Annotated in this window: 21 protein-coding genes and 1 pseudogene; all 22 read left to right on the forward strand. The window is 71.5% G+C overall.

From position 1 onward, the window contains the following. Nucleotides 1-508: 508 nt before the first annotated feature. Entirely contained in the window at nt 509-1,774 is a 1,266-nt protein-coding gene (locus tag ACWCQK_RS03600) for a heparan-alpha-glucosaminide N-acetyltransferase domain-containing protein (RefSeq protein WP_451151421.1), read from the forward strand. Further along, nucleotides 1,771-4,218 (forward strand): Pls/PosA family non-ribosomal peptide synthetase, encoded by a 2,448-nt coding sequence (locus ACWCQK_RS03605; protein ID WP_451151423.1) that lies wholly within the window; start codon nt 1,771-1,773, stop codon nt 4,216-4,218. The genes ACWCQK_RS03600 and ACWCQK_RS03605 overlap by 4 nt, the downstream gene beginning before the upstream one ends. A gap of 21 nt (nt 4,219-4,239) precedes the next feature. Continuing rightward, nucleotides 4,240-6,507, forward strand: coding sequence for a non-ribosomal peptide synthetase (locus ACWCQK_RS03610; RefSeq protein WP_451151425.1), 2,268 nt, complete (start codon nt 4,240-4,242; stop codon nt 6,505-6,507). A gap of 198 nt (nt 6,508-6,705) precedes the next feature. Then, a complete protein-coding gene (locus ACWCQK_RS03615; protein ID WP_451151427.1) occupies nt 6,706-7,707 on the forward strand; it encodes a TauD/TfdA family dioxygenase in 1,002 nt (333 codons plus the stop codon). Next, nucleotides 7,704-8,747 (forward strand): 2,3-diaminopropionate biosynthesis protein SbnB, encoded by a 1,044-nt coding sequence (gene sbnB, locus ACWCQK_RS03620; protein ID WP_451151429.1) that lies wholly within the window; start codon nt 7,704-7,706, stop codon nt 8,745-8,747. Before ACWCQK_RS03615 ends, sbnB begins: the two co-directional genes overlap by 4 nt. Before the next feature lie 34 nt (nt 8,748-8,781). Then, the gene (gene sbnA, locus ACWCQK_RS03625; RefSeq protein WP_451151431.1) at nt 8,782-9,756 is read left to right on the forward strand and encodes a 2,3-diaminopropionate biosynthesis protein SbnA; all 975 of its coding nucleotides are present in this window, start codon (nt 8,782-8,784) and stop codon (nt 9,754-9,756) included. Nucleotides 9,757-9,833: 77 nt separating this feature from the next. Further along, nucleotides 9,834-11,468, forward strand: coding sequence for an acyl-CoA dehydrogenase family protein (locus ACWCQK_RS03630; protein ID WP_451151433.1), 1,635 nt, complete (start codon nt 9,834-9,836; stop codon nt 11,466-11,468). 314 nt (nt 11,469-11,782) lie between these two features. Continuing rightward, complete coding sequence (locus ACWCQK_RS03635) at nt 11,783-13,072, forward strand: GAF domain-containing protein (RefSeq protein ID WP_451151435.1); 1,290 nt, start codon at nt 11,783-11,785, stop codon at nt 13,070-13,072. Between the two features lie 177 nt (nt 13,073-13,249). Then, on the forward strand, nt 13,250-14,542 hold the full coding sequence (locus tag ACWCQK_RS03640; RefSeq protein ID WP_451151437.1) for a hypothetical protein: 1,293 nt from the start codon (nt 13,250-13,252) through the stop codon (nt 14,540-14,542). 17 nt (nt 14,543-14,559) lie between these two features. Then, the gene (locus ACWCQK_RS03645) at nt 14,560-15,132 is read left to right on the forward strand and encodes a GNAT family N-acetyltransferase (protein ID WP_451151439.1); all 573 of its coding nucleotides are present in this window, start codon (nt 14,560-14,562) and stop codon (nt 15,130-15,132) included. 127 nt (nt 15,133-15,259) lie between these two features. Continuing rightward, nucleotides 15,260-15,343, forward strand: coding sequence for a putative leader peptide (locus ACWCQK_RS03650; RefSeq protein ID WP_309500612.1), 84 nt, complete (start codon nt 15,260-15,262; stop codon nt 15,341-15,343). Between the two features lie 127 nt (nt 15,344-15,470). Further along, on the forward strand, nt 15,471-17,168 hold the full coding sequence (locus tag ACWCQK_RS03655; RefSeq protein WP_451151441.1) for a nitrite/sulfite reductase: 1,698 nt from the start codon (nt 15,471-15,473) through the stop codon (nt 17,166-17,168). Nucleotides 17,169-17,196: 28 nt separating this feature from the next. Beyond that, nucleotides 17,197-17,379 (forward strand): hypothetical protein, encoded by a 183-nt coding sequence (locus ACWCQK_RS03660; RefSeq protein WP_451151443.1) that lies wholly within the window; start codon nt 17,197-17,199, stop codon nt 17,377-17,379. Continuing rightward, on the forward strand, nt 17,376-18,158 hold the full coding sequence (locus ACWCQK_RS03665; RefSeq protein ID WP_451151445.1) for a phosphoadenylyl-sulfate reductase: 783 nt from the start codon (nt 17,376-17,378) through the stop codon (nt 18,156-18,158). Before ACWCQK_RS03660 ends, ACWCQK_RS03665 begins: the two co-directional genes overlap by 4 nt. Nucleotides 18,159-18,187: 29 nt before the next feature. Next, entirely contained in the window at nt 18,188-18,724 is a 537-nt protein-coding gene (cysC, locus tag ACWCQK_RS03670) for an adenylyl-sulfate kinase (RefSeq protein ID WP_451151447.1), read from the forward strand. Then, nucleotides 18,721-19,665 (forward strand): sulfate adenylyltransferase subunit CysD, encoded by a 945-nt coding sequence (gene cysD / locus ACWCQK_RS03675; protein WP_451151449.1) that lies wholly within the window; start codon nt 18,721-18,723, stop codon nt 19,663-19,665. The genes cysC and cysD overlap by 4 nt, the downstream gene beginning before the upstream one ends. A gap of 2 nt (nt 19,666-19,667) precedes the next feature. Beyond that, nucleotides 19,668-21,002 (forward strand): sulfate adenylyltransferase subunit 1, encoded by a 1,335-nt coding sequence (locus tag ACWCQK_RS03680; protein ID WP_451151451.1) that lies wholly within the window; start codon nt 19,668-19,670, stop codon nt 21,000-21,002. A 234-nt stretch (nt 21,003-21,236) separates the two neighbouring features. Next, a complete protein-coding gene (locus ACWCQK_RS03685; protein ID WP_451151453.1) occupies nt 21,237-22,343 on the forward strand; it encodes an aliphatic sulfonate ABC transporter substrate-binding protein in 1,107 nt (368 codons plus the stop codon). Nucleotides 22,344-22,355: 12 nt separating this feature from the next. Then, entirely contained in the window at nt 22,356-23,159 is an 804-nt protein-coding gene (locus ACWCQK_RS03690) for an ABC transporter ATP-binding protein (protein WP_451151455.1), read from the forward strand. Then, nucleotides 23,146-24,036, forward strand: a complete 891-nt coding sequence (locus tag ACWCQK_RS03695; RefSeq protein WP_451151457.1) for an ABC transporter permease — start codon at nt 23,146-23,148, stop codon at nt 24,034-24,036. Before ACWCQK_RS03690 ends, ACWCQK_RS03695 begins: the two co-directional genes overlap by 14 nt. Before the next feature lie 8 nt (nt 24,037-24,044). Next, entirely contained in the window at nt 24,045-24,794 is a 750-nt protein-coding gene (locus ACWCQK_RS03700; protein ID WP_451151459.1) for a sirohydrochlorin chelatase, read from the forward strand. 276 nt (nt 24,795-25,070) lie between these two features. After that, nucleotides 25,071-25,460: pseudogene (locus ACWCQK_RS03705) on the forward strand (calcium-binding protein); the annotation flags it as partial. Between the last annotated feature and the right edge of the window lie 357 nt (nt 25,461-25,817).

A 25,817-nucleotide genomic window follows, 5' to 3' on the forward strand; every position in this document is an offset into this window, starting at 1 on the left:
TTTTGCACCCCGGCACCGACCGAAGCCGGCCACGGCGACCGCCCCGCCTGCCCAGCGATTTTCCCGGTGGGAGCGATATACGACCCATCCGCGCGACCCGGCGGGCGAATGGATGGCCGATGCGAAATCGCCAATGACTGAAACGGCCTTGACCCGTTCTAAGTGGCTCGAAAGAATTCTCATTGCATTCGTTGCGCGCTCCGAGGACGGCTCGGCGCACACGACACGGGGGACAAGTGGGGTCTCTGACCAGGGCCCGATTCAGCCGCGTTACCCGTGACCCACGTGACACCACGTGGGTCATGCCGTGCTGCACCACGCCATTTCACGCACGACCTGTTTCACGCGGCCACTCCAGATAGTTATCGAACATATTTCCCGAACATGCTTTGCGAACGATTACCACTCGAACATCCCTGGGGCACACCTATGTCCGGTGCCCCGAATTCTCGCGCCACCGTGGACGGCCGGCGCCATTTCCGCCATATTCCGCTCCGGAGAAATCACCATGCCGGTACCGCATCCGTTGACGCCTGTCGCGCCGTCGCCCCTCCCGGCCGACGGCCGACGCTCCGCCGCGCCGCGGATCGCCGGGGTCGACACCGCCCGGGGACTCGCCCTGCTCGGCATGTTCGCGGTCCACGTCTTCGGCGCGTTCGGGGACGACGGCTCGCCCACCTGGGCCTGGACCATCGCGGGCGGCCGGTCGTCGGCGGCCTTCGCGCTGCTGGCGGGAGTGGGCCTCGCGTTCACCACGGGGGGCCCGCGCCCGGTGACCGGCCCGGCCGCCCGGGGCGCCCGCGCCGCCGTCGCGGCGCGCGCGGCGGTCGTCGGGCTGACCGGACTGCTGCTCGGCTTCGTCTCCCGGGCCGCCGACCTCGACGTGGACGTGATCCTCGCCTGCTACGCCCTGATGTTCCTGCTCGCCCAACCCCTGCTCGGCCTGCCCCCGCGCACCCTGCTCGCGCTCTCCCTCGCCCTGGCGGTGACGGGCCCGGTCGCCGTACTGGGACTGGGCGGGACGCTGCCGCGGCCGGACTTCGCCGGCGACCCGACGCTCGTGGACCTGTGCACCGACCCGCTCGGCCTGCTCTCCCACCTGCTCGTGTACGGCAACTATCCGGTGCTCGCCTGGATGGCGTACGTCTGCGCGGGGCTCGCCGTCGGGCGGCTGGACCTCACCTCGCGGCGCGTCGCGGCCCGGCTGCTGGCCGGCGGACTGGCGCTGGCGGCCACCGCCTGGCTGGCCGCCACCGTATGGCTGCTGCGCCTGGGCGGACTGCGGCACCTGTGGCAGGCCGAGTTCTCGGGCATCCCCTGGCACCAGGCGCGCGACGAGGTGCTGTGGGACGCGCCCGACGGCGCCACCTGGTGGTCGCTCCTCTCCCGCGCCCCGCACTCCACCTCACCGTTCGACATGCTGCACACCCTCGGCTCGGCGGCGGCCCTGCTCGGCGCGGTCCTGCTGCTGACCCGGTCCGCCCCGGTCGCACGGCTGCTCGCGCCGCTCACGGCGGCGGGCAGCATGCCCCTCACTCTCTACAGCGCCCACGTACTCGTCCTCGCCACGGGCGTGCTGGGCGACTCGCCCGGCCTGCTGTACGCGGCGCTGGCCACGGGCGCCCCGCTCTTCGCCGTCGTATGGCGCCAGGCCCGCGGTCGGGGGCCGCTGGAGACCGTGGTCGCCGCGGCGGCCCGGCGGGCGCGTGCGGCGGTCACTCCACCGGTCCCCGACCGGCATCAGGCAAGCAGCAACAAGGAGCACATGTGGTGAGCAAGCCCAGCACCGTCCGGGCCACCGTCGACGAGAACGTCCTGGCCGAGGTCCTGGCCGGGGTCGTCCGCAGAGATCACGTCCCCGTCGACAGCCACTTCTTCGACGACCTAGGCGCCAACTCACTGGTCATGGCGCACTTCTGCGCCCGGGTCAGAAAACACTCCGACCTGCCCGCGGTGTCCATGCGGGACGTCTACGGCCATCCGACGATCCGCAGCCTGGCCGCCGCCCTCGCCGACGCCCCGGCCGACACCGCCGCCCCCGTCGAGGCACCCGCACCGCTGCCCGGCAGCACCGGCCGCTATCTGCTGTGCGGCGCGATCCAGTTCGTCGTCTTCGCGGCGTACTGCCTCATCGTCGGTCTCGTCAGCGCCCGCGGCTACACCTGGGTCTCCGACGCCGACTCCGTGGCCGGGGTCTACCTGCGCTCGGTGACCTTCGGCGGTGCGGTGTTCGCCGGCATGTGCACGGTGCCGGTGCTGGCCAAGTGGGTGCTCGTCGGCCGGTGGAAGGAGACCGAGTTCCCGGTCTGGAGCCTCGCCTACGTCCGCTTCTGGACCGTCAAGTCGCTGCTGCACGCCAACCCGATGGTCCTGTTCGCCGGCAGCCCGCTGTACGTCCTCTATCTGCGGGCCCTGGGCGCGCGGATCGGCAAGGGCGTCACCATCCTCTCCCACGCCCTACCGGTCTGCACCGACCTGCTGACCGTCGGCTCCGGCACGGTGATCCGCAAGGACTCCTCCTTCCTCTGCTACCAGGCGCACGCCGGCCGCATCCGCACCGGCCCGGTCACCCTCGGCCGCGACGTGTACGTCGGTGAGAAGACCGTCCTGGACATCGGCACCTCGATGGGCGACGGCGCCCAGCTCGGCCACGCCTCCGCGCTCTACGGCGGGGTCGACGTCCCGGCCGGCGAGCACCGGCACGGCTCGCCCGCCCAGCCCACGGACGTGGACTACGTCCGCGTACCCGCCGCGACCGTCCGCAGGGGGAGCCGGGTCCTCTACGGCCTCGCCGGGCTGCTCCAGCTGCTCCTCGTGTACGTCCCCGTCGCGGTCGGCGGAACGTACCTGCTGTTGCCGCTGGTGCCCGCGCTCGACCGGCTGATCGACCCCGACACCCAGGACCTGGGCACGGCCCGCTTCTACGGGGAGGCCCTCGGCCTGTCCCTGGCCCTCTTCGTGGGCTTCGTGGTCCTCGGCTTCGCCGCCGTGTCCCTGGTGCCCCGCCTGCTGAGCCCGCTGCTGCGCCCCGACCGCACCTATCCGCTCTACGGCCTGCACTACTCCGTGCAGCGCGCGATCGCCCGGATGTCCAACGTCCGGTTCTTCACCTGGCTGTTCGGCGACAGCTCGTACATCGTGGGCTACCTGCGGGCCATCGGCTACGACCTGTCGCACGTCGAACAGACCGGCTCCAACTTCGGTTCGGAGGTGGTGCACGAGACGCCGCACCTGGTCACCGTCGGCAGCGGCACGATGGTCGCCGACGGGCTGTCGGTCGTGAACGCCGACTTCTCCGCCACGTCCTTCCGGGTCTCGCACGCCGTCATCGGGCCGCACAACTTCCTCGGCAACCACATCGCCTACCCGGCGGGCGGCCGTACCGGCGCCAACTGCCTGCTGGCGACGAAGGTGATGGTCCCGCTCGACGGCGAGATCCGCGAGGGCGTCGGACTGCTCGGCTCACCGAGCTTCGAGATCCCGCGCACCGTGGAGCGCGACACCCGCTTCGACCACTTCCGCGAGGGCTCCGAACTGCGCCGCCGGCTGGCCGCGAAGAACCGTTACAACCTGCGCTCGATGGGGCTGTTCCTGTTCCTGCGGTGGCTGCACTGGTGTCTGCTCACCGTGCTCGGCTTCGCCGCCGTCGACCTGTCCGGCGTCTACGACGAGGCGGGCGGCCTGCTGATCGGCGCCGCCATGATCCTGGCGCTGATGTTCACCACCGGCTACTGGGCGCTGGTGGAGCGGGTGATCGGCCGGTTCCGGCCGCTGGAGCCGCGGCTGTGCTCGATCTACGACCCGTACTTCTGGTGGCACGAGCGGCTGTGGAAGGTGCCGGACCACCACCTCGCCGTGTTCAACGGCACGCCGTTCAAGAACGTCGTCTGGCGGCTGCTGGGCGTCCGGCTCGGCCGCCGGGTCTTCGACGACGGCTGCTACATCACCGAGCGCACGCTGACCTCCATCGGCGACGACTGCACGCTCGGCGCCCACAGCAAGGTGCAGTCGCACTCCCAGGAGGACGGCACCTTCAAGTCCGAGCACATCACGATCGGCGCCGGCAGCACCCTCGGCACCGGCGCGCTCGTGCACTACGGCGTCGCGCTGGGCGACGGCGCCATGCTCGCCGCCGACTCCTTCCTGATGAAGGGCGAGGAGGTACCGCCGCGCGCGCACTGGGGCGGCAATCCCGCGGTGGCCCTGCGCCGCGCCTGACGACACGGAGGAAAAGGAACGATGGACACGATCCCCAGGTGGACGACCGCCCCGGTGCCGGGCACGGCGACCCACGAGGTACCCCTGCCGGAGAACCTGCCGGTATCCGGTCGCGCACTGCTCGCCGCGCACGCCAAGGTGCTCGCCACGCTGTCCGGCGAGCGCGAGGTGACGACCGGCCTGGTCCCGGCACGGGGTGAACAGCCGGTCGCGCACCGGCTGTTCGCCGGACCCGGCGCATGGCGGACCCTGATGGACGGCGCGGCAGCGGGCGGCGATCCGGAGGCCGAGACGGTACTCGATCCGTACGGCGACCACACACCCGACGACGACACCGTGCTGCATGTGAGCATGCGCGACGGCAGGCTGCGGCTGCGCTACCGCACCGACGTCCTGGACGCCCCGGCCGCCGCCCGCGTCGCCGGCTACCACCTCACCGCCCTCGGCCTGATCGCCGCCGACCCCGACGCCGACCACGACCGGCAGAGCCTGCTGTCCGGGGACGAACAGCGCACGCAGCTCGACGGGATGGCGGGCCCGTACCGCGCGCTCCCGGACCGCCGGGTGCACGAGCTCTTCGAGGAGCGGGTGGCGCTGCACCCGGACGCGATCGCCGCCGTCGAGGGCGAACGGCACTGGACGTACCGGGAGCTCGACTCCCGCGCCAACCGGATCGGCCGGGCGCTGCTCGCCCGGGGCCTGCGTCCGGAGGACGTGGTCGCCGTCGTCATGGAACGCGACCTGGAATGGATGGCGGCCGTCCTCGGGGTGCTGAAGGCGGGCGGGGTGTATCTGCCCGTCGAACCGCACTTCCCGGCCGAGCGGATCACCGCCGTCCTCTCCCGCGCCGACTGCCGGCTCGTCGTCAGCGAGCGGGGCAGCACGGTCACCCTCGACAAGGCCGCGGTCGACGCCCCCACCCTCCTGGTCGACACCGCGTGGGCCGAGGGCCACGCCGACACCGCCCTGGGTGTGGACGTCTCCGCCGGTCAACTCGCCTACATCTACTTCACGTCCGGCTCCACCGGCGAGCCCAAGGGCGCGATGTGCGAGCACGCGGGCTTCCTCAACCACATCCTCGCCAAGGTCGACGACCTGGGGATCGGCCCGGGCACGACGGTGGCGCAGACCGCGCCGCAGTGTTTCGACATCTCGCTCTGGCAGCTGCTGGCCGGGCCGTTGGCCGGTGGGCGGACGCTGCTGGTCGGGCAGGACACGATCCTGGACGTGGCCCTGTTCGTGGACACCGTCGAGCGCGGCGGCGTCGAGGTGCTCCAGGTCGTGCCGTCGTATCTCGACGCGGTGCTGGCGGAGTTGGAGCGGCGGCCCCGCGAACTGCCCGATCTGCGCTGTGTGTCGGTCACCGGGGAGGCCGTCAAGAAGGAGCTGGTGCAGCGCTGGTTCGCGGCCCGGCCCGGGATCCGGCTGGTGAACGCGTACGGGCTGACGGAGACGTCGGACGACACCAACCACGAGGTCATGCACGGCGTACCGGAGCGGGAGCGGGTGCCGCTGGGGCCGCCCATCGCGAACGTGCGCGTGTACGTCGTCGACGGAAACCTGTCGCCCGTGCCGCTGGGGGCGCCCGGTGAGATCGTGTTCTCTGGCGTGTGCGTCGGACGCGGGTACGTCAACGACCCGGAGCGCACCGCGGCCGCGTTCACCGACGACCCGTACCGCCCGGGCGAGCGGCTGTACCGCAGCGGTGACCACGGGCGCTGGCTGCCGGACGGGAAGCTGGAGTTCCTGGGGCGGCGCGACAGCCAGGTGAAGGTGAGCGGCTTCCGGATCGAGCTCGGTGAGATCGAGAACGCGCTGCTGCGGGTGCCCGGTGTCCGGGACGGTGCGGTGGTCGTCGTACGGGGCACACGGCTGGTGGCGTTCTGCACCGGGTCGGAGCCGGTCGAGGCGCGGGCCGTGCGGGAGCGGCTGGCCGCCTCGCTGCCCGCCTACATGGTCCCGTCGGTCGTCCACTGGCGTGAGCGGCTGCCGTTGACGGCGAACGGCAAGATCGACCGCAGAACCCTGGGCTCGCTCGCGGAGCGGCTCGGGGCGGTCGAGGGCGCGCCGGACACGCCGGGCGAGCACCGGATGGCCGCCGCCTGGTCGAAGGTGCTCGGCATCCCGGCCGACCGGATCGGCCGCCTGGACCACTTTTTCGACCGCGGCGGCACCTCGCTGGCCGCCGTACGGCTGGCGATCGCCCTCGATCGCGCGATCACGCTCAAGGACGTCACCAGCCACCCGGTCCTCGCGGACCTGGCGGTCCTGCTGGAACCGCCGGCCTGAGACCCCGAAGACCATCGACTCCCGCGCCCCGCCGCCGGTTCGCCCTCCGCGAGCCGCTCTCCACGAACCGCCGCCCTCCTCGACCCGTCCCACCTCACCGGTCCTCCGTCGATCCGTCCTCTCTCGCCCTGTCCCTCCTCACCTGTCCCTCCTCACCCAGCACCACAGCTCATCCGCACCACCGAAAGGAACACCGAGATGGCCCATTCGTCTCCGACCCTCCTACCGGACCTCGTCCTGGTCCCCGGCAGTCCGCCGCTCCTGCACGCCGATCCCGGCGGCGACCCCGTCGCCTGGGCGGGCGCGCACCGCGACGCGTTGCGGACGGTCGTCGCCGGGCACGGCCGTGTCCTGGTGCGCGGACTCGGCCTGGGCGATCCGGACCTCTGCGCGGCCGTCTTCCGACGGCTGACGGACACCCTGATGCCGGACCGGGAGCCGTTCGCGCCCCGCCGGACGTACGCCGACGGCGTGTACTCCTCCACCAAGTGGCCGCCGAGCCAGCAGATGTGCATGCACCACGAGATGAGCTACGCCCTCGAATTCCCCAGCCTGCTGCTGTTCGCCTGCCCGGAGGCGCCGGCCGAGGGCGGCGCGACCGTGCTCGCCGACGCCGCCGCGGTCCTGGCGGCGCTGCCCGCCGAACTGACCGACCGGTTCGAGAAGGAGGGCTGGACGCTGACCCGGACCTACCACGACGAGCTGGGCGCGTCGGTCGCCGAGGCGTTCGGCACCGACGACCGTGCCGCGGTCGAGCGCTACTGCCGCGCGCACGCCATCGAGTACGCCTGGCAGGACGACGGCTCCCTGCGCACGCGGCAGCGGCGCGGCGCCGTGCTCCGGCATCCGGTCGACGGCGGGCGCTGCTGGTTCAACCAGATCGCGTTCCTGAGCGAGTGGACCATGGACCCCGAGGTGCGCGAGTACCTGATCGACGTCTACGGCCCGGACGGGCTGCCCTTCAGCACCCGGTTCGGCGGCGGTGATCCGATCGGTGAGGACGTCGTGAAGTGCATCAACGAGGCGTACGAGGCGCACACCCTGCGCGAGCCGTGGCGCTCCGGCGATCTGCTGCTCGTCGACAACGTCCGTACGGCACACGGCAGAGAACCCTTCACCGGTCCACGTGAAGTGCTCGCCGCGCTCGGCGACCCGGTGCGGCCGGCCGGCCGCACTCCCGGAACGGAGGGGACGGTATGACGACGACACCGGCACGCATGGACGCACCGCCGTTCGCGGTCATCTCCGGGGAACAGGTCCAGCAGGCCCTGCGCGGACGGGAGCGGGAGGTCGCCGAACTCGTCGAGGCGGTCTACCGGCTGCACGGCGAGGGCGAGTCGGTGAACCCGCCGTCGTACTTCCTGCGCTTCCCGGACCGGCCGTCGGCGCGGATCATCGCGCTGCCCGCCTCGCTGGGCGGTCCGCTGCGGGTGGACGGCCTGAAGTGGATCTCCAGCTTCCCGGAGAACACGGCCTCGGGCCTGCCGCGGGCCTCGGCGGTGCTGATCCTCAACGACCACGACACGGGATATCCGTTCGCCTGTCTGGAGAGTTCGGTCATCAGCGCCACGCGGACGGCGTCCTCGGCGGTGCTGGCCGCGGACCGGCTGAGCAGATCCCGGACGCGTCCGGCCCGGGTCGGGTTCATCGGCACCGGTCTGATCGCGCGCTACATCCACACCCATCTGACGGCCACCGGGTGGGAGTTCGAGGAGACGGGCGTGCACGACCTGTCCGCGGACAGCGCGGCCGGATTCCGCGGCTATCTGGAGAGATCGGGGGCCAAGGGCCGGATCACGGTGCACGACAGCGCGGAGTCGCTGGTCCGGTCGAGCGACCTGCTGGTCTTCGCCACCGTCGCCGCCCGGCCGCACGTCCACGACCTCACCTGGTTCGCGCACCATCCGCTGGTGCTCAACGTGTCGCTGCGCGACCTGGATCCCCGGATCCTGCTCGCGTCGGCGAACTTCGTCGACGACGTCGAACACTGCCTGAAGGCGGACACCTCACCGCATCTCGTCGAACAGGTCACGGGGAACAGGGACTTCCTCGACGGGACCCTGCACGACGTGCTGACCGGACAGGCGTCGGTCCCGTCGGACCGGACGGTGGTGTTCTCGCCGTTCGGACTGGGCGTCCTCGACCTCGCGGTCGGCAGATACGTCCACGACGAGGTGGCCCGGCGGGGCGCACTGCACGTCGTCGACAACTTCTTCCACGAACTGCGCCGGCACGGATGACCGGCGGGGCATGCAGCGGGAACAGGGGGACACCATGCCCATCATCTCCGATCCCTCGGAGTTCAACGAGGAACAGCTCTACGTCGACCTGCGGGCCGCGCTGGGGCTGCCGCTCTTCCTCAAGTGCGAGGGCTTCAACTTCGCCGGATCCATCAAACTGAAGGCCGCTCGCGAGATGGTGGACGCCGCCGAGCGCGACGGCAGCCTGCGGCCGGGCTCGGTCCTGGTCGAGTCGTCGTCCGGGAACCTGGGCGTGGCGCTCAGCATGATCGCGGCGAGCCGGGGCTACGGGTTCCTGTGCGTGACCGACACACGCTGCAACCAGCCGACCATCCGGCTGATGGAGTCGCTCGGCAGCCGGGTGCACATCGTGCGCGAACCCGATCCGGTCGGCGGTTTCCTGGGCGCCCGGATCTCGTACGTGCGGGCGGTGTGCGCATCGGACGAGCGGTACGTGTGGCTCAACCAGTACTCCAACCCGGGCAACTGGCGGTCGCACTACCGCACCACGGCGCCCGCGATCGCCCGGCAGTTCCCGCATCTGGACGTGCTGTTCGTGGGAGCCGGAACGACCGGGACGCTGATGGGCTGCGCCCGCTGGTTCTGGCAGTGGCGGCGCCGGGTGCGGGTGGTCGCCGTCGACAGCGTCGGCTCGGTGACGTTCGGCGACCCGCCGGGCCGCCGGATGATCCCGGGTCTGGGCACGAGCGTGCCGCCGCCCCTGCTCGACCCGTCCTACGTCGACGACGTGGTCCGCGTCGAGGAGCCGGACACGGTCCGCACCTGCCGCCGCCTCGCCGGACGGGGGTTCCTGTTCGGCGGCTCCACCGGCACGGTCGTCAGCGGCGCCGACCAGTGGCTGACGCACCACGGCCGGCCCGGCCTCACCGCGGTCGCCGTCGCCCCGGACCTCGGCGAACGCTATCTCGACACGGTCTACCGCCCCGGCTGGCCCGAGGAGGTGCTGACGGAGGACCCCCTGGAGACGGCCCTCTCCCCGCTGGGCTGACCCGGCCGGACCGACCCGGCGCCGCCCGCCGCGTCGGCGTGGTCATCACCGTCCCGGCTCGGGGTAGGTTCCGGGGCATGGCAGGCAGTACGCACACCGTGACCAACCAGCCCCCGCCCCTGACCGGATACGACGTCTACTCCGCCGACCGGGCGCTGGCGGAGGCGGTCGAACGGCACGTCGACCCGGCGGTGCTCGACGAGGCGCGCGACGAACTCGTGGCGCTGGGTCGGGCCGCCGGGTCGGCTCAGGTGCAGGAGTGGGGGGCGCAGGCCAACGAGCAGCCGCCGAGGCTGCGCACGCACGACCGCTACGGCGACCGGATCGACGAGGTCGACTTCCATCCGGCCTGGCACCGGCTGCTGGGCAAGGGTGTCGCGGCGGGCCTGACCGGGGCGTGGGTCCGGCCGGGCGGGCATGTCAGGCGGGCGGCCGGCTTCCTGGTGTGGACGCAGGTGGAGGCCGGCAACGGCTGCCCGCTGTCGATGACCCACGCGGCGGTGCCGGCCCTGCGGCACGACCCGGAACTCGCCGCCGAGTGGGAGCCGCGGCTGACGTCCACCGTCTACGACCGTGAGCTGCGGCCGGCCCGTCTCAAGGCCGGGGCGCTGTTCGGGATGGGCATGACGGAGAAGCAGGGCGGCAGCGACGTGCGGGCCAACGCGACGGCCGCGGTGCCGCTCGCGCAGTCCGGGACGTATGCGCTGACCGGGCACAAGTGGTTCTGCTCGGCGCCGATGTCGGACGGCTTCCTGGTACTGGCGCAGGCCCCGGAGGGCCTCACCTGTCTTCTCGTGCCGCGGGTGCTGGAGGACGGCTCACGCAACGTGTTCCGGCTCCAGCGCCTCAAGGACAAGCTGGGCAACCGGTCGAACGCCTCGTCCGAGGTGGAGTTCGACGGGACCTGGGCGCGCCGGGTCGGCGAGGAGGGCCGCGGGGTGCGCACCATCATCGAGATGGTCGCGGCGACCCGGCTGGACTGTGTGCTGGGTTCGGCGGGTCTGATGCGGCAGGCCGTGGCGCAGGCGGTGCACCACTGCGCCTACCGGGAGGCGTTCGGCGGCCGGCTCCTCGACAAGCCGCTGATGCGCAACGTGCTGGCCGACCTGGCGCTGGAGTCGGAGGCGGCGACGGTCCTCGCGCTGCGTCTCGCGGCCGCCTACGACGACGGCGGCGAGCAGGAGCGGGCGCTGCTGCGGATCGCGGTGCCGGCGGCCAAGTACTGGGTGACCAAGCGGTGCGCGCCGGTGGCGGTGGAGGCCGCCGAGTGCCTGGGCGGCAACGGGTACGTCGAGGAGTCGGGCCTGCCCCGGCTGGTGCGCGAGTCGCCGCTGAACTCGGTCTGGGAGGGCGCGGGCAACGTCCAGGCGCTGGATGTGCTGCGGGCGCTGCGCCGCGAGCCGCAGGCGTTGAACGCCTACCTCCAGGAGGTGGGGCGGGCGCGTGGCGCCGACCACCGGCTGGACCGGGCGATCAAGGACCTGCTGACCGAACTCGCCGATCTGGAGGGCATCGAGGGGCGGGCCCGGCGGCTGGCCGAACGGCTGGCGCTGGTGCTCCAGGGCGCGCTGCTCGTGCGGTACGCGACACCCGAGGTGGCGGACGCGTTCTGCGCCTCCCGGCTGGGCGGCGACTGGGGCGCGGCCTTCGGGACCCTGCCGCCCACGCTGGATCTGGCGTCGGTCGTGGAGCGGGCCCGGCCGGTGTCCTGAGGGTTACGGGCCCCCCGGGGTGACCACGCGGGGGTGGTGCTGCGCCGACACGGCACCACCCCCGCGAAGTTGGCCCTGCGAGGCCAGGAACGCCGCTCGGGACGGCGTTGCTCAAGTTTCAGCCACCCCGTCGGATGTCCACCAGGGTTGCAAGGGGTTGCAACTCGACGGTTTCTGTGTCCGGACTGTGCCCCTCCGACATCGGTGGGCGGCAGTATGGAAGGCGCCGCCCGAACCGGCGGAACAGGACCGGAAACCGTCGGCCGCGGGGCTTGACTTCTCCGGTCGTCGCAGGACCGTCCCGGGAGGCCCCAGTGGCGAAGTCGCCGAAGAACGTGCCGCGATCCACCCCTGCCGACGCGGCGCAGGCGGCCCGGTTGCTCAGCGACGTACGCGACGCCACGCTCGCCGGCCGGCCCGCGCGGATCGCCCCGCGCCCGGTGATCGAGCAGTCCTGGGAGCGGGTGCTGCGCGGTGGCGTGGATCCCGAGCACACGTTCCGGTCAGGGCTGCTCGCCCCGGACGAGGTCCTGCGGCGCCGTGCGGACTCCCCGCTGCGGCACGTCCTGCCGGTGCTGCGTGAGGGGCTGCTCCAGGTGGCGGACGCCGCCCACCACATCATGGTGATCGCCGACCCCGGGGGCCGGGTGCTGTGGCGGGAGGGCTGCGCGCCGGTGCTGCGCAAGGCCGACGGGCTCGGGTTCGAACCCGGCGCGGACTGGAGCGAGGACGCCGTCGGTACCAACGGAGTGGGCACTCCGGCGGTGGTGCGCCGTCCCGTCCAGGTGTTCGCCGCGGAGCACTTCGCGCGCAGTCTCGTCTCCTGGACCTGTTCGGGCGCGCCGATCACCGACCCTCGCGACGGCCGGCTGCTCGGGGTGGTGGATGTCAGCGGCCCGCTGGAGACGATGCATCCGGCCACGCTCTCGTGGGTCGACTCGGTGGCCAAGCTCGCCGAGGCCCGGCTGCGGGAGTTGCACCAGGGCTCGCTGGAGCGGCTGCGCGCGGTGGCGGCGCCGGTGCTCGCGCGGCTCGGGGGGCGGGCGGTGGTGGTGGACCAGGACGGCTGGACCGCGGCCGTGACCGGAATGCCGTACACGAACCGGATCGCGCTGCCCAAGTCGCTGTCGGCGAGCCGCCGGTGGCTGCCGGAGATCGGCCTGTGCTCGGTGGAGCCGCTGGCCGGCGGCTGGCTGGTGCGGGCGGCCGACGAGCCGCTGCCGAGGGCGGCCACCCGGGTCGTGCTGGACCTGGGGCGGTCGCGCAACTGGTCGGTGACGGTGTCGGGCGGCGCGGGTTCCTGGAGCCGTGAACTGAGCCCCCGGCACGCCGAACTGCTCTATCTGCTGGCCGTCCACCGCTCGGGCCGCAGTGCGGCGGGCCTGGCCGGGGACATGTTCGGCGACCCGGGACGTACGGTGACGGTGCGGGCCGAGGTGTCGCGGATGCGGAGGTACCTCGGGGGGCTGCTGGAACACCAGCCGTATCGTTTCTGCGATGACGCGGACGTCGAGGTGCTGCTGCCGGACGACCCCCGCGACCTGCTCCCTCACTCCACCGCGCCGGCGGTGGCGCGGACGCGGGCGTCGGCCGCCCGGCCGTAGGCGCACGCCGACCGGCCTACCGTAAGTGACTCACCCGGTGGCATCTTCCGCATATTTGCGGGGTCTTCGTCCCCGACGGTGCCCACCTGCCGTAGCATCCCTGATACGGGCCACCCCACCTGCTCCTCGGTCAACGTACTGATCATCAGGCGCAGTTGGCTCGCCTCGGGAGGTCGGATGAAGCAACGTGGCAGACACCGCCGACGCAGGCGGGGCCAAGCGGCGCGCGCGTTCCTGGCCGGTACGGCGCTGGCCCTGACCGCCGCCGCGACCATGATCAGCGCCTCGCAGGCCACGGTCGCCGACGATCCCGGCGCGCTGAAGCCGCTCACCTCGTCCGCCGAGACGGCCCGGCTGCGGCTGACGGAGAACCTGGTGCCGCCGGCCGACCTGGACCGGCTCGCCGCGGAGATGGGGCGGCCCGTCGGGGTCGGCGCCGTACTCGCCGGGGCCGACCACACCCTGCGCGGCACGGCCGACTGCACCTCCGCCGAGAAGCGGGCACTGCCCGTCGAACCGACGGCCACCCGCGCCTACTGCTGGAACGCCGCGGACACCGCCGCGTGGCGGCCCGGCGCGGTCACCACCTCCGGTGACGCGGACGACGACGGCCGCTGGGGCCCGAACCGCGTGATCCTCTCCGGCTGGTCCGGCCGGGGCGGCTCGGCGGCCGACCGGGGCCTGGCCCGGGTCGCCTTCGTGGACGCCAACGACCTGGACCACCTCAGCTACACCTGGGCGCTCCTCGCCGTCCCGGTCGACGGCGGCCGCGACTACCGCGGGCTCGTCTCCCCCGTGTCCGGCATGGTCTGGTACCAGGACAAGCTGCTGGTCACCACCGGCGACCGCGACAGTGCCGCGCTGTACGTCTACGACATGAACCGCGTCCAGCGCGCCACGGTGGACGCCGAGGCGATCGGCCGGGTGACCGGCGGCTGGTCGGCCCACGGCGACCGGTACGTGCTGCCGGCCGTCGGCTCCTACCGGTTGACCGGCGCCGACGGCGCCCCGCGTCCCGCCGCCATCTCCCTGGACCGCAGTACGACTCCGGACAGCCTGGTCGCCGGCGAGTGGACCCTCGACGGCGGCGACCGGCGCGCCCGCCTGTGGCGCTACTCGTTCGACACCTCCCCCGGCCGCACCGGACTCCTCGCCACCGACGTCTCGGGCGGCGCGGAAGCCGCCGAGGCGTACACGACGAGGACCTCCGAGGTCCGGGGCGTGCTGTCGTACGGGGCGCACTGGTACGTCAGCCGCGCGCCCTCCGACGGGGACGGACCCGGCGGTCTGTGGCGGCAGGACACCGACGGAGCCCAGGCCACGAAGTGCGGATCCGAGGGCAAGCGCCGCTGCTGGAGCCCGCGGACGGAGTCGCTCTCGTACTGGCAGGAGACCGGCGAGGTCTGGTCCCAGTCGGCGCGGACGCTGTTCGCACTGCCGCTGGCCTCGATCGACAGATCTCTGGACTAGATGATTCCCTGTCCGGCATGACCAACATCGCCGTGACCACCTGGTCCCTGGAGCAGACCGCGCCGACCGACGTCCTGCCGGCCGCCGCGCCCGAGGGTGACGTCCGGATCGTGCGCGCCGAGATCCCCTCGCCCGAGCTGAGCCGCTATCTGTACGCGTCGGTGGGCGGGGACATCCGCTGGATCGACCGGCTCGGCTGGCCGTACGCGCGGTGGCAGGAGCACCTGGACCGGCCGGGCGTCGAGACCTGGATCGCCTACGACCGGGGTACACCGGCGGGGTACGTGGAGCTGGAGCCGCAGGACGACGGGGTCGTGGAGATCGCCTACTTCGGGCTGATCCCGGCCTTCCGCGGACGCCGGATCGGCGGGCACCTGCTGGCGTACGGCGCGGCCCGCGCCTGGGACCTCGCGGAGCGCCGGCCGGGGCTGCCGCAGACCAAGCGGGTGTGGCTGCACACGTGCAGCCTGGACGGCGAGCACGCGATGGACAACTACCTGCGCCGGGGCTTCAAGCTGTTCGACACGAAGGTCGAGGAAAAGCCGCAGGTCGCCGCACCGGGTCCCTGGCCGGACGCCTACCCCGCCTGACCTGCGCTGACAAGGCGGCGTGCACGTCATGTGACCGAAGACACCCCCGTTCCGACATGTGGGACCAGGGTGTCCACATGACGGACGAAGCTGGACTGCGTTCAGATCGCCGTGACACGCTTCCGTCATGTCTGGAACTGGAATCGCCTTGGTGAGTCGGCGGCACGTCGACCTCGGCCGCATGTCCAGCGCCATCTGTCCGGCGGGCTGACGAGTCTCAGCACCGCCGCTTTCCCGTACTGGTTCTCCCCCTGCGCCGAGCCGCGCACAGCCCGTTTCCGTGCGCCCGTACGCACAGGTCAGAGCCGCTTTCCGCCTGTCCCGAAGGACGTAGAACCATGGCCGCCACCCCGGAGAATCCTGCTGCCGCAGCGCCCCGCCGCAAGGTGAGCCGTCACCGCGGTGAGGGTCAGTGGGCCGCTGGTCACTTCACCCCGCTCAACGGAAACGAGCAGTTCAAGAAGGACGACGACGGTCTCAATGTGCGGACACGCATTGAGACGATCTACTCCAAGCGCGGGTTCGACTCGATCGACCCGAACGACCTGCGCGGCCGGATGCGCTGGTGGGGGCTGTACACCCAGCGCAAGCCCGGGATCGACGGCGGCAAGACCGCGATCCTGGAGCCGGAGGAGCTGGACGACAAGTACTTCATGCTGCGCGTCCGGATCGACGGCGGCCGGCTGAGCACCCGGCAGCTTCGGGTGATCGGCGAGATCTCGCAGGAGTTCGCCCGCGGTACCGCCGACCTCACCGACCGGCAGAACGTCCAGTACCACTGGATCCGGATCGAGGACGTGCCCGAGATCTGGAACCGCCTGGAGGCGGTCGGCCTGTCCACCACCGAGGCCTGCGGTGACACACCCCGCGTCATCCTCGGCTCGCCCGTCGCCGGTATCGCGGCGGACGAGATCATCGACGGCACCCCGGCCGTCGACGAGATCCACCGCCGGATCATCGGCAACCCGGACTTCTCGAACCTGCCCCGCAAGTTCAAGTCCGCGATCTCCGGCTCACCGCTCCTCGACGTGGCCCACGAGATCAACGACATCGCCTTCGTCGGCGTCGACCACCCCGAGCACGGTCCCGGCTTCGACGTGTGGGTCGGCGGCGGGCTGTCCACCAACCCGAAGATCGGCCAGCGCCTGGGCGCCTGGGTCCCGCTGGACGAGGTCCCGGACGTCTTCGAGGGCGTCATCTCGATCTTCCGCGACTACGGCTACCGGCGGCTGCGCACCCGGGCCCGGCTGAAGTTCCTGCTCGCGGACTGGGGCGTGGAGAAGTTCCGCCAGGTGCTGGAGGACGAGTACCTCGAGCGCAAGCTCGTCGACGGCCCCGCCCCCGACCAGCCGGTCGCCCGCTGGCGCGACCACGTCGGCGTGCACCGGCAGAAGGACGGCCGTTTCTACGTCGGTTTCGCGCCGCGGGTCGGCCGGGTGGACGGCGCGACGCTGACGAAGATCGCCGAGGTCGCCGAGGCGCACGGCTCGGGCCGGGTGCGCACCACCGTCGAGCAGAAGATGGTCGTCCTCGATGTCGAGGAGACGCGGGTCGACTCACTGGTCGAGGCCCTGGAGGCGCTGGACCTGACCGCCCGGCCCACCCCGTTCCGGCGCGGCACCATGGCCTGCACGGGCATCGAGTACTGCAAGCTCGCCATCGTCGAGACCAAGGCGCGCGGCGCCTCCCTCATCGACGAACTGGAGCGCCGTATGCCCGAGTTCGACGAGCCGATCACCATCAACATCAACGGCTGCCCGAACGCCTGCGCCCGCATCCAGGTGGCAGACATCGGTCTCAAGGGCCAGCTCGTCGTGGACGCCGACGGCGAGCAGGTGGAGGGCTTCCAGGTGCACCTGGGCGGCGCGCTCGGCCTGGAGGCCGGGTTCGGCCGCAAGGTCCGTGGCCTGAAGGTCACCTCGGCGGAGCTGCCGGACTACGTGGAGCGCGTGCTCAAGCGGTTCCAGGCCGAACGCGAGGAGGGCGAGCGGTTCGCGACCTGGGCCGCCCGCGCCGGCGAGGAGTCGCTGTCGTGACCGCGGCGAGCGAGACGGAGAGGACCTCATGAGCGAGCGCGCGGCCCCCTTCTACTGCCCCTACTGCGGCGACGAGGACCTGCGCCCGAGCGAGCAGGGCCACGGCGCCTGGGAATGCGCGGCCTGCAACCGCGCATTCCAGCTGAAGTTCCTCGGGCTGCTGGCCCGCGGACTTCGCGACTCCAACGCCGGAGGGGACGACCAGATATGACGGCCACTCAGGACACCCAGCACACGAAGCACCCGCAGGACACGCGGGACACGCGGGACACGCGGGACACGCGGGACACGCGGGAAGACCGTACGGCCGAGGAGCTGAAGTCCCTCGCCGAGCGGGCGGGCCGCGACCTGGAGGACGCCTCCGCGCCGGAGATCCTCCGATGGGCCGTGGACACCTTCGGCAGCCGCTTCTGCGTGACCTCCTCGATGGAGGACGCGGTGGTCGCGCACCTCGCGTCCCGCGCCCGTAAGGGGGTGGCCGTGGTGTTCCTCGACACCGGCTACCACTTCCCGGAGACCATCGGCACCCGCGACGCGGTCGAGGCCGTGATGGACGTCGAGGTCATCACGCTCACCCCGCGGCAGACGGTCGCCGAGCAGGACGCCGAGTACGGTCCCCGGCTGCACGAACGCGACCCGGACCTGTGCTGCAAGCTCCGTAAGGTCCAGCCCCTGGAAGAGGGACTGACGGACTACCAGGCCTGGGCGACCGGCCTGCGCCGTGACGAGTCCCCGACCCGGGCGGACACCCCGGTCGTCGGCTGGGACGAGAAGCGGCAAAAGGTCAAGGTCTCCCCCATCGCCCGCTGGACCCAGGCCGACGTCGACGCGTACGTCGCCGAACACGGCGTCCTGACCAACCCGTTGCTGATGGACGGCTACGCCTCCGTCGGCTGCGCCCCCTGCACCCGTCGCGTCCTGGAGGGCGAGGACGCACGCGCCGGCCGCTGGGCCGGACGCGCCAAGACCGAGTGCGGGCTGCACGGCTGACCCCCATGACACAGATCCAGGAGACACACGTGACGACCGGAGCCACCGTCTGGCTCACGGGTCTGCCGAGCGCCGGCAAGACCACCATCGCCTACGAGCTGGCCGGACGGCTGCGCGAGGACGGCCACCGCGTCGAGGTGCTCGACGGCGACGAGATCCGCGAGTTCCTCTCGGCGGGCCTCGGCTTCAGCCGCGAGGACCGGCACACCAACGTGCGGCGCGTCGGCTTCCTCGCCGAACTGCTCGCCCGTAACGGCGTCAAGGCCCTGGTACCGGTGATCGCGCCGTACGCGGACAGCCGGGAGGCGGTGCGCAAGCGGCACCAGGAGAGCGGAGCGGCGTATCTCGAAGTGCATGTCGCGACCCCCGTCGAGGTCTGCTCGGTACGCGATGTGAAGGGCCTGTACGCCAAGCAGGCCGCGGGCGAACTCACGGGGCTGACCGGGGTCGACGACCCGTACGAGGCGCCCGAGTCACCCGATCTGCGGATCGAGTCCCAGAACCAGACCGTGCAGGAGTCCGCGGCGTCGCTGTACGCGCTGCTCAGCGAGAGGGGACTGGTATGACGACCGCAGCCGAGGTCAAGGGGGGCGAGGAAGGCACGGCCGGCCCGTACACCCTCAGCCACCTGGACGCGCTGGAGTCCGAGGCGGTGCACATCTTCCGCGAGGTGGCGGGCGAGTTCGAACGACCGGTGATCCTGTTCTCCGGCGGCAAGGACTCCATCGTCATGCTCCACCTGGCGCTGAAGGCGTTCGCTCCCGCCACCGTGCCCTTCTCCCTCCTGCACGTCGACACCGGGCACAACTTCCCCGAAGTCCTGGAGTACCGCGACCGGGTGGTCGCCGCACACGGGCTGCGGCTCCATGTCGCCTCCGTCCAGGACTACATCGACCGCGGTGTCCTCAAGGAACGCCCGGACGGCACCCGCAACCCCCTCCAGACCCTCCCCCTCACGGAGAAGATCCAGGCGGAGAAGTTCGACGCCGTCTTCGGCGGCGGCCGCCGCGACGAGGAGAAGGCCCGCGCGAAGGAACGGGTGTTCTCACTGCGCGACGAGTTCTCCCAATGGGACCCCCGCCGCCAGCGCCCCGAACTCTGGAACCTCTACAACGGACGCCACGCCCCCGGCGAACACGTCCGCGTCTTCCCCCTCTCCAACTGGACCGAACTCGACGTCTGGCAGTACATCGCCCGCGAGCACATCGACCTGCCCCAGATCTACTTCGCCCACGAACGCGAGGTGTTCCAGCGGGCGGGAATGTGGCTCACCGCCGGCGACTGGGGCGGCCCGAAGAACGGCGAGACGGCGCAGAAGCGCCGGGTGCGCTACCGCACCGTCGGCGACATGTCCTGCACCGGCGCCGTCGACTCCGACGCCACCACCCTCGACCAGGTCATCACCGAGATCGCCGCCTCCCGCCTCACCGAACGAGGCGCCACCCGCGCCGACGACAAACTCTCCGAAGCCGCGATGGAAGACCGCAAACGCGAGGGGTACTTCTAGCCATGAGCGCCACCACCACCCAGGCACTCGCCGCCACCACCCTGCTGCGCTTCGCCACCGCCGGCTCCGTCGACGACGGCAAGTCCACCCTCGTCGGCCGCCTCCTGCACGACTCCAAATCCGTCCTCACCGACCAGCTCGAAGCCGTCGAGCGCGTCTCCGCCGGCCGCGGCCAGGACACACCCGACCTCGCCCTCCTCACCGACGGCCTGCGCGCCGAACGCGAACAGGGCATCACCATCGACGTCGCCTACCGCTACTTCGCCACCCCCCGACGCCGCTTCATCCTCGCCGACACCCCCGGCCATGTGCAGTACACCCGCAACATGGTCACCGGCGCCTCCACCGCCGAACTCACCGTCATCCTCGTCGACGCCCGCAACGGCGTCGTCGAACAGACCCGCCGCCACGCCGCCATCGCCGCCCTCCTCCGCGTCCCCCACGCCGTCCTCGCCGTCAACAAGATGGACCTCGTCGAGTACCAGGAGTCGGTGTTCGCCGCGATCGCCGAGGATTTCACGGCGTACGCGACCGAACTGGGCGTCCCCGAGGTCACCGCGATCCCGATCTCGGCGCTCGCCGGGGACAACGTGGTCGAGCCGTCCGCGAACATGGACTGGTACGGCGGTCCGACGGTGCTGGAGCACCTGGAGACGGTGCCGGTCAGCCACGACCTGGCGCACTGCCACGCCCGCCTTCCCGTGCAGTACGTGATCCGGCCGCAGACCGCCGAACACCCGGACTACCGGGGGTACGCGGGCCAGATCGCGGCCGGTACGTTCCGGGTCGGCGAACCGGTGACGGTGCTGCCGTCCGGCCGTTCGACGAGGATCTCCGGCATCGACGTCCTCGGCGATCCGGTGGACGTGGCGTGGACGACGCAGTCGGTGACCCTCCTGCTGGAGGACGACATCGACATCTCGCGCGGCGACCTGATCGTGCCCAGCAAGGACGCGCCGCCCACCACGCAGGACATCGAGGCGACCGTCTGCCATGTGGCCGACCAGCCGCTGACCGTCGGGCACCGCGTGCTGCTCAAGCACGGCACCCGTACGGTCAAGGCGATCGTCAAGGACATCCCGTCCCGCCTCACCCTGGACGACCTCTCCCTGCACCCGCACCCGGGACAGCTCGTCGCCAACGACATCGGCCGGGTGAAGATCCGCACCGCCGAGCCGCTGCCGGTCGACTCCTACGCCGACTCGCGCCGCACCGGTTCGTTCATCCTGATCGACCCGAGCGACGGCACCACGCTCACCGCGGGCATGGTCGGCGAGTCCTTCGCCGCGCCGGACCCCGTCAAGGACCCCTCCGAAGACGACGGTTGGGACTTCTGATCATGTGGACCAACGACTACTTCTCGACGTTCGCGAAGGAGGGCGGCCGCGTCGGCAGCGGCGCCCTCGGCAGCGGACAGGGCGGAGTCGGGCGATGTACGCGCTGACGTACGCGCACCGCCTGCGCGCCCTGTCCCCCCACCCGACGTCTCGGAAAAGACGAAGACCGTCTGCCGACCTCCCGGCCACGACCTGAGAGACGTGACCGCCGGGCCAACGAGAGGAAAGCCTCCCGTGCCTGCCAAATCCGCCCTTCGCTCCGCCTTCGCGGTCGTCGCCGCGCTGCCCCTGCTCACCCTCGCCGCCTGCGGCTACGGTTCCGACGCCAAGGACACCAACGCGAACGAGAAGGTCGCCGCCGGATCCCAGAAGATCGACGGCCTGGACTCCGTGAAGATCGGCTACTTCGGCAACCTCACCCACGCGACCGCGCTGGTCGGCCGCCAACAGGGCATCTTCCAGAAGGAGCTCGGCGCCACCAAGGCCTCGTACGCCACCTTCAACGCCGGTCCGTCCGAGATCGAGGCGCTCAACGCCGGTTCCATCGACATCGGCTGGATCGGCCCCTCCCCGTCGATCAACGGTTACACCAAGTCCGCCGGCAAGAGCCTGCGCATCATCGGCGGTTCGGCGTCCGGCGGGGTGAAGCTGGTCGTCGACCCGGACAAGATCAAGTCCCTCAAGGACATCAAGGGCAAGAAGATCGCGACCCCGCAGCTCGGCAACACCCAGGACGTGGCGTTCCTCAACTGGATCGCCGAGCAGGGCTGGAAGGTCGACGCGCAGAGCGGCAAGGGTGACGTCACGGTCGTCCGCAGCGACAACAAGGTGACCCCGGACGCCTTCAAGGCCGGTTCCATCGACGGCGCGTGGGTGCCGGAGCCGACGGCCTCGAAGCTGGTCGCCGAGGGCGGCAAGGCGATCCTCGACGAGGCCACGCTGTGGCCCGACAAGAAGTTCGTGATCACGAACATCATCGTGTCGCAGAAGTTCCTCAAGGAGCACCCGAAGGTCGTCGAGGCCGTACTGAAGGGCTCGGTCGAGTCCAACAAGTGGATCAACGCCAACCCGGACGAGGCGAAGGCCGCGGCGAACAAGCAGCTGGAGGTCGACTCGGGCAAGGCGCTGTCGGCCGCGGTCCTGGACCCGGCGTGGAAGTCGATCCAGTTCACCAACGACCCGCTGGCCGCGACCCTCGGCACCGAGGCGGAGCACGCCGTCAAGGCCGGTCTGCTGGAGAAGCCCGACCTGTCGGGCATCTACGACCTCTCGCTGCTCAACAAGGTCCTCAAGGCCCAGGGTGACAGCGCGGTCGACGACGCCGGTCTCGGCGTGAGCTGACCGAGGTCCCCGATGAGTACCCAGGAGGTGACGACCATGGCCACGACCCTCGCCACGGCGGACCAGTCCGTCGGACACGCGGCACGCCTCGAGCACGTCTCGAAGTCCTTCGCGGTACCGGGCGGACAGCAGCTCGTCCTGGACGACATCAGCCTCGATGTCGCGCCGGGTGAGTTCGTCACCCTCCTGGGTGCCTCGGGCTGCGGCAAGTCCACACTGCTGAACCTGGTGGCGGGCCTGGACCGGCCCACCGCCGGCGCCATCACCACGGACGGCCGCCCGGCCCTGATGTTCCAGGAGCACGCCCTCTTCCCGTGGCTCAGCGCGGGCAAGAACATCGAACTCGCCCTGAAGATGCGGGGCGTGGCGAAGCCCGAGCGGCGCGGCAAGGCCGAGGAGCTGCTCGGACTGGTCCGGCTGAAAGGCGCGTACGGCAAGCGGGTGCACGAACTGTCGGGCGGGATGCGGCAGCGGGTGGCGCTGGCCCGCGCGCTGGCGCAGGAGAGCGGCCTGCTGCTGATGGACGAGCCGTTCGCGGCGCTGGACGCGATCACGCGGGACGTGCTGCACGACGAGCTGACCCGCATCTGGGCGGAGACCGGGGTCTCCGTCCTGTTCGTCACCCACAACGTGCGCGAGGCGGTGCGGCTCGCGCAGCGTGTGGTCCTGCTGTCCTCCCGTCCGGGCCGGGTGGCCCGCGAGTGGACGGTGGACATCCCGCAGCCGCGCCGCATCGAGGACGCCCCCGTGGCGGAACTGTCCGTCGAGATCACCGAAGTCCTGCGTGGGGAGATCCGCCGCCATGGCCAGCACTGAGACCACGACGTCGGCGGCCGCCGACCTGCCCGGCATCGGGGCGGGCCTCGACGCGCTGGAGGTCACGCCCACCGGGCGTACGCCGTTCCGGCAGACCTTCGTCAGCAAGGTCGTGCCGCCGGTCACCGCGATCCTCGTGGTCCTGGTGGTCTGGCAGGGCCTGATCTCCCTGAAGATCGTCGACGATCCGACCAAGCTGCCGTCGCCCGCGGCGGTCTGGCGGGCGATCCAGGACGCCTGGCTCCAGGGCAACCTGCTCGACTACATCTGGACCAGCGTCTCGCGCGGTCTGCTGGGCTTCTGCTTCGCGCTGCTCATCGGCACGCCGCTGGGTCTGCTAGTGGCGCGGGTGAAGTTCGTCCGCGCGGCCATCGGACCCATCCTGTCCGGGCTCCAGTCGCTGCCGTCGGTGGCGTGGGTGCCGCCGGCCGTGATCTGGCTGGGTCTGAACAACTCGATGATGTACGCGGTGATCCTGCTCGGCGCGGTCCCCTCCATCGCCAACGGTCTGGTGTCCGGCGTCGACCAGGTACCGCCGCTGTTCCTGCGGGCGGGCCGCACGATGGGCGCGACCGGTCTGAAGGGGATCTGGCACGTCACCCTGCCGGCCGCGCTGCCGGGCTATGTGGCCGGCATGAAGCAGGGCTGGGCGTTCTCGTGGCGCTCGCTGATGGCGGCGGAGATCATCGCGGTCTTCCCCGACCTGGGCGTCGGTCTGGGCCAGCTGCTGGAGAACGCCCGCACCAACGGCGACATGGCCATGGTGTTCGAGGCCATCCTGCTCATCCTGTTCGTCGGTATCGCCATCGACCTGCTGATCTTCAGTCCGCTGGAGCGGTGGGTGCTGCGCAGCCGTGGGCTGCTGGTGAAGAGCTGAGTCGCCCCATGCGCCGTCCGGTCCCCCGTCCCGTGCTCGTGGTCATCGCCCACGGCAGCCGCGATCCTCGGCACGCGGCGACCGTGCACGCCCTCGTCCGGCGGGTACGGTCGCTGCGGCCGGGGCTGCGGGTGGAGACCGGCTTCCTGGACTTCAACATCCCCTCCGTCCCAGGCGTGTTGGAGTCGCTGGCGGCGGAGGGCGTACGGGATGTCGTCGCCCTCCCCCTCCTGCTGACCCGTGCGTTCCACGCGAAGACGGACATCCCGGCGGTCCTGCGGGAGGCGCCGTCACGGCTGCGGATCCGGCAGGCGGAGGTGCTCGGCCCGTCGCCGCTGTTGCGCTCCGCGCTGGAACGCCGTTTGTACGAGGCGGGGTTGACGCCCGCCGACAAGTCCTCGACCGGGATCGTCCTGGCCTCGGCGGGGTCCACGGACCCGGAGGCGATCGCGGTGATCGCGGACCTCGCGCGGGAGTGGCGGCGCACCGGCTGGCGCGCCGTGCGGCCCGCGTTCGCCTCCGCGGCCCTGCCCCGCACCGAGGACGCGGTACGGGAGCTGCGGGCGCTGGGGTGCGCGCGGGTGGCCGTCGCCCCCTATGTGCTGGCCCCCGGCTTCCTGCCGGACCGCATCGCGCGGGGCGCGGCGGACGCGGACGTCCTGGCCGAGGTGCTGGGTCCGGCTCCGGAGGTGGCACGGGTCCTGCTGGAACGCTACGACGCGGCACGCACACCGACGTTGGCGGCCATGGGGGCGTGACGCCCGCCCGGCGAGAGGGTCCCGGTCCTCCACCCCTTTCGGTCGATCGCCGGGCCGGGGTGGGACCGGCGTAGGAGGCCAGGTGGACGGCGGCCGGGAAACCGGTCGCGTCGCCGACGAACGGGAGAGCCGCCGTCCGGATAAACCTCCCCGGTTCAGGCAACCTTCGGCATTCTTCCCCTGTCTGGTCTGTCGAGTCATTCGACTTCACCTGCACACCAGGGATCCGGGCGCCGGAACAGGCGTCCGCGACCAGGCTCAGACGTGGGGAAAAACATGTGCATACCCGCCGCCGTCGGCATCGTGACCGCCGCGTTGGCTCTTTCCGCCCTCGCCGCTCCGACCGCCCAGGCCGACCCGAAGCCGGCCGCCTCGAAGACCGCGCCACTCTCCGCCGCCCGCGGAGACGAGACGCGGGGCGACACGAAGATCACGGCCACCAGCGTCGGCGGCAACAACAACGTCGTGGTCGCCGCCACCCAGAAGAAGACGTTCACGATCTGGGTGACGGCCACCGACGACTCCGGCATCCAGGACGCCTACGCCGCTCTGTGGCACGGGCCCGACATCCGCCACGCCGACGGCATCCTGCTGCCGGACCTGAGCAGGGCGCAGATCGGCACCTGCTACGAGATCAACGCCACGATGTCGACCTGCGAGGTCAAGATCGAGGTCGACGCGAGGACCGACCTCGACAACTCCCTCGCCGGGACGTGGAAGATCTGGACCGCGGCCGTCGCCAACGACGGCGACCACGTCCTGCGCGAGGCGTTCGGCACCGCCCGGGTGCAGCGCTCCGCGCAGGTGACCGTCGACGCCGCTCCCGAGCCGGTGAAGAAGGGCAGGACGCTCACCGTCACCGGGCGGCTGACCCACGCCAGCTGGACCGCCGGCAAGAACGTCGCCTATACGGGACAGCCGGTGAAGTTGCAGTTCCGCAAGAAGGGGACCGACACCTTCGCGACGCTCAAGACGGTCAGGACCGACGGCAGGGGAAATCTGAGGACCACGGTGAAGGCCACC

This window comes from Streptomyces sp. NPDC002306, from assembly GCF_053593435.1.

What these genes read in the sequence shown, in the direction of transcription:
- ACWCQK_RS03600 (WP_451151421.1), top strand. Translation starts at nt 509, where the DNA reads ATGCCGGTACCGCATCCGTTGACGCCTGTCGCGCCGTCGCCCCTCCCG.
- ACWCQK_RS03610 (WP_451151425.1), top strand. Translation starts at nt 4,240, where the DNA reads ATGGACACGATCCCCAGGTGGACGACCGCCCCGGTGCCGGGCACGGCG.
- ACWCQK_RS03615 (WP_451151427.1), top strand. Translation starts at nt 6,706, where the DNA reads ATGGCCCATTCGTCTCCGACCCTCCTACCGGACCTCGTCCTGGTCCCC.
- sbnB (WP_451151429.1), top strand. Translation starts at nt 7,704, where the DNA reads ATGACGACGACACCGGCACGCATGGACGCACCGCCGTTCGCGGTCATC.
- sbnA (WP_451151431.1), top strand. Translation starts at nt 8,782, where the DNA reads ATGCCCATCATCTCCGATCCCTCGGAGTTCAACGAGGAACAGCTCTAC.
- ACWCQK_RS03630 (WP_451151433.1), top strand. Translation starts at nt 9,834, where the DNA reads ATGGCAGGCAGTACGCACACCGTGACCAACCAGCCCCCGCCCCTGACC.
- ACWCQK_RS03640 (WP_451151437.1), top strand. Translation starts at nt 13,250, where the DNA reads ATGAAGCAACGTGGCAGACACCGCCGACGCAGGCGGGGCCAAGCGGCG.
- ACWCQK_RS03645 (WP_451151439.1), top strand. Translation starts at nt 14,560, where the DNA reads ATGACCAACATCGCCGTGACCACCTGGTCCCTGGAGCAGACCGCGCCG.
- ACWCQK_RS03650 (WP_309500612.1), top strand. Translation starts at nt 15,260, where the DNA reads ATGTCTGGAACTGGAATCGCCTTGGTGAGTCGGCGGCACGTCGACCTC.
- ACWCQK_RS03655 (WP_451151441.1), top strand. Translation starts at nt 15,471, where the DNA reads ATGGCCGCCACCCCGGAGAATCCTGCTGCCGCAGCGCCCCGCCGCAAG.
- ACWCQK_RS03660 (WP_451151443.1), top strand. Translation starts at nt 17,197, where the DNA reads ATGAGCGAGCGCGCGGCCCCCTTCTACTGCCCCTACTGCGGCGACGAG.
- ACWCQK_RS03665 (WP_451151445.1), top strand. Translation starts at nt 17,376, where the DNA reads ATGACGGCCACTCAGGACACCCAGCACACGAAGCACCCGCAGGACACG.
- cysD (WP_451151449.1), top strand. Translation starts at nt 18,721, where the DNA reads ATGACGACCGCAGCCGAGGTCAAGGGGGGCGAGGAAGGCACGGCCGGC.
- ACWCQK_RS03680 (WP_451151451.1), top strand. Translation starts at nt 19,668, where the DNA reads ATGAGCGCCACCACCACCCAGGCACTCGCCGCCACCACCCTGCTGCGC.
- ACWCQK_RS03690 (WP_451151455.1), top strand. Translation starts at nt 22,356, where the DNA reads ATGAGTACCCAGGAGGTGACGACCATGGCCACGACCCTCGCCACGGCG.
- ACWCQK_RS03695 (WP_451151457.1), top strand. Translation starts at nt 23,146, where the DNA reads ATGGCCAGCACTGAGACCACGACGTCGGCGGCCGCCGACCTGCCCGGC.
- ACWCQK_RS03700 (WP_451151459.1), top strand. Translation starts at nt 24,045, where the DNA reads ATGCGCCGTCCGGTCCCCCGTCCCGTGCTCGTGGTCATCGCCCACGGC.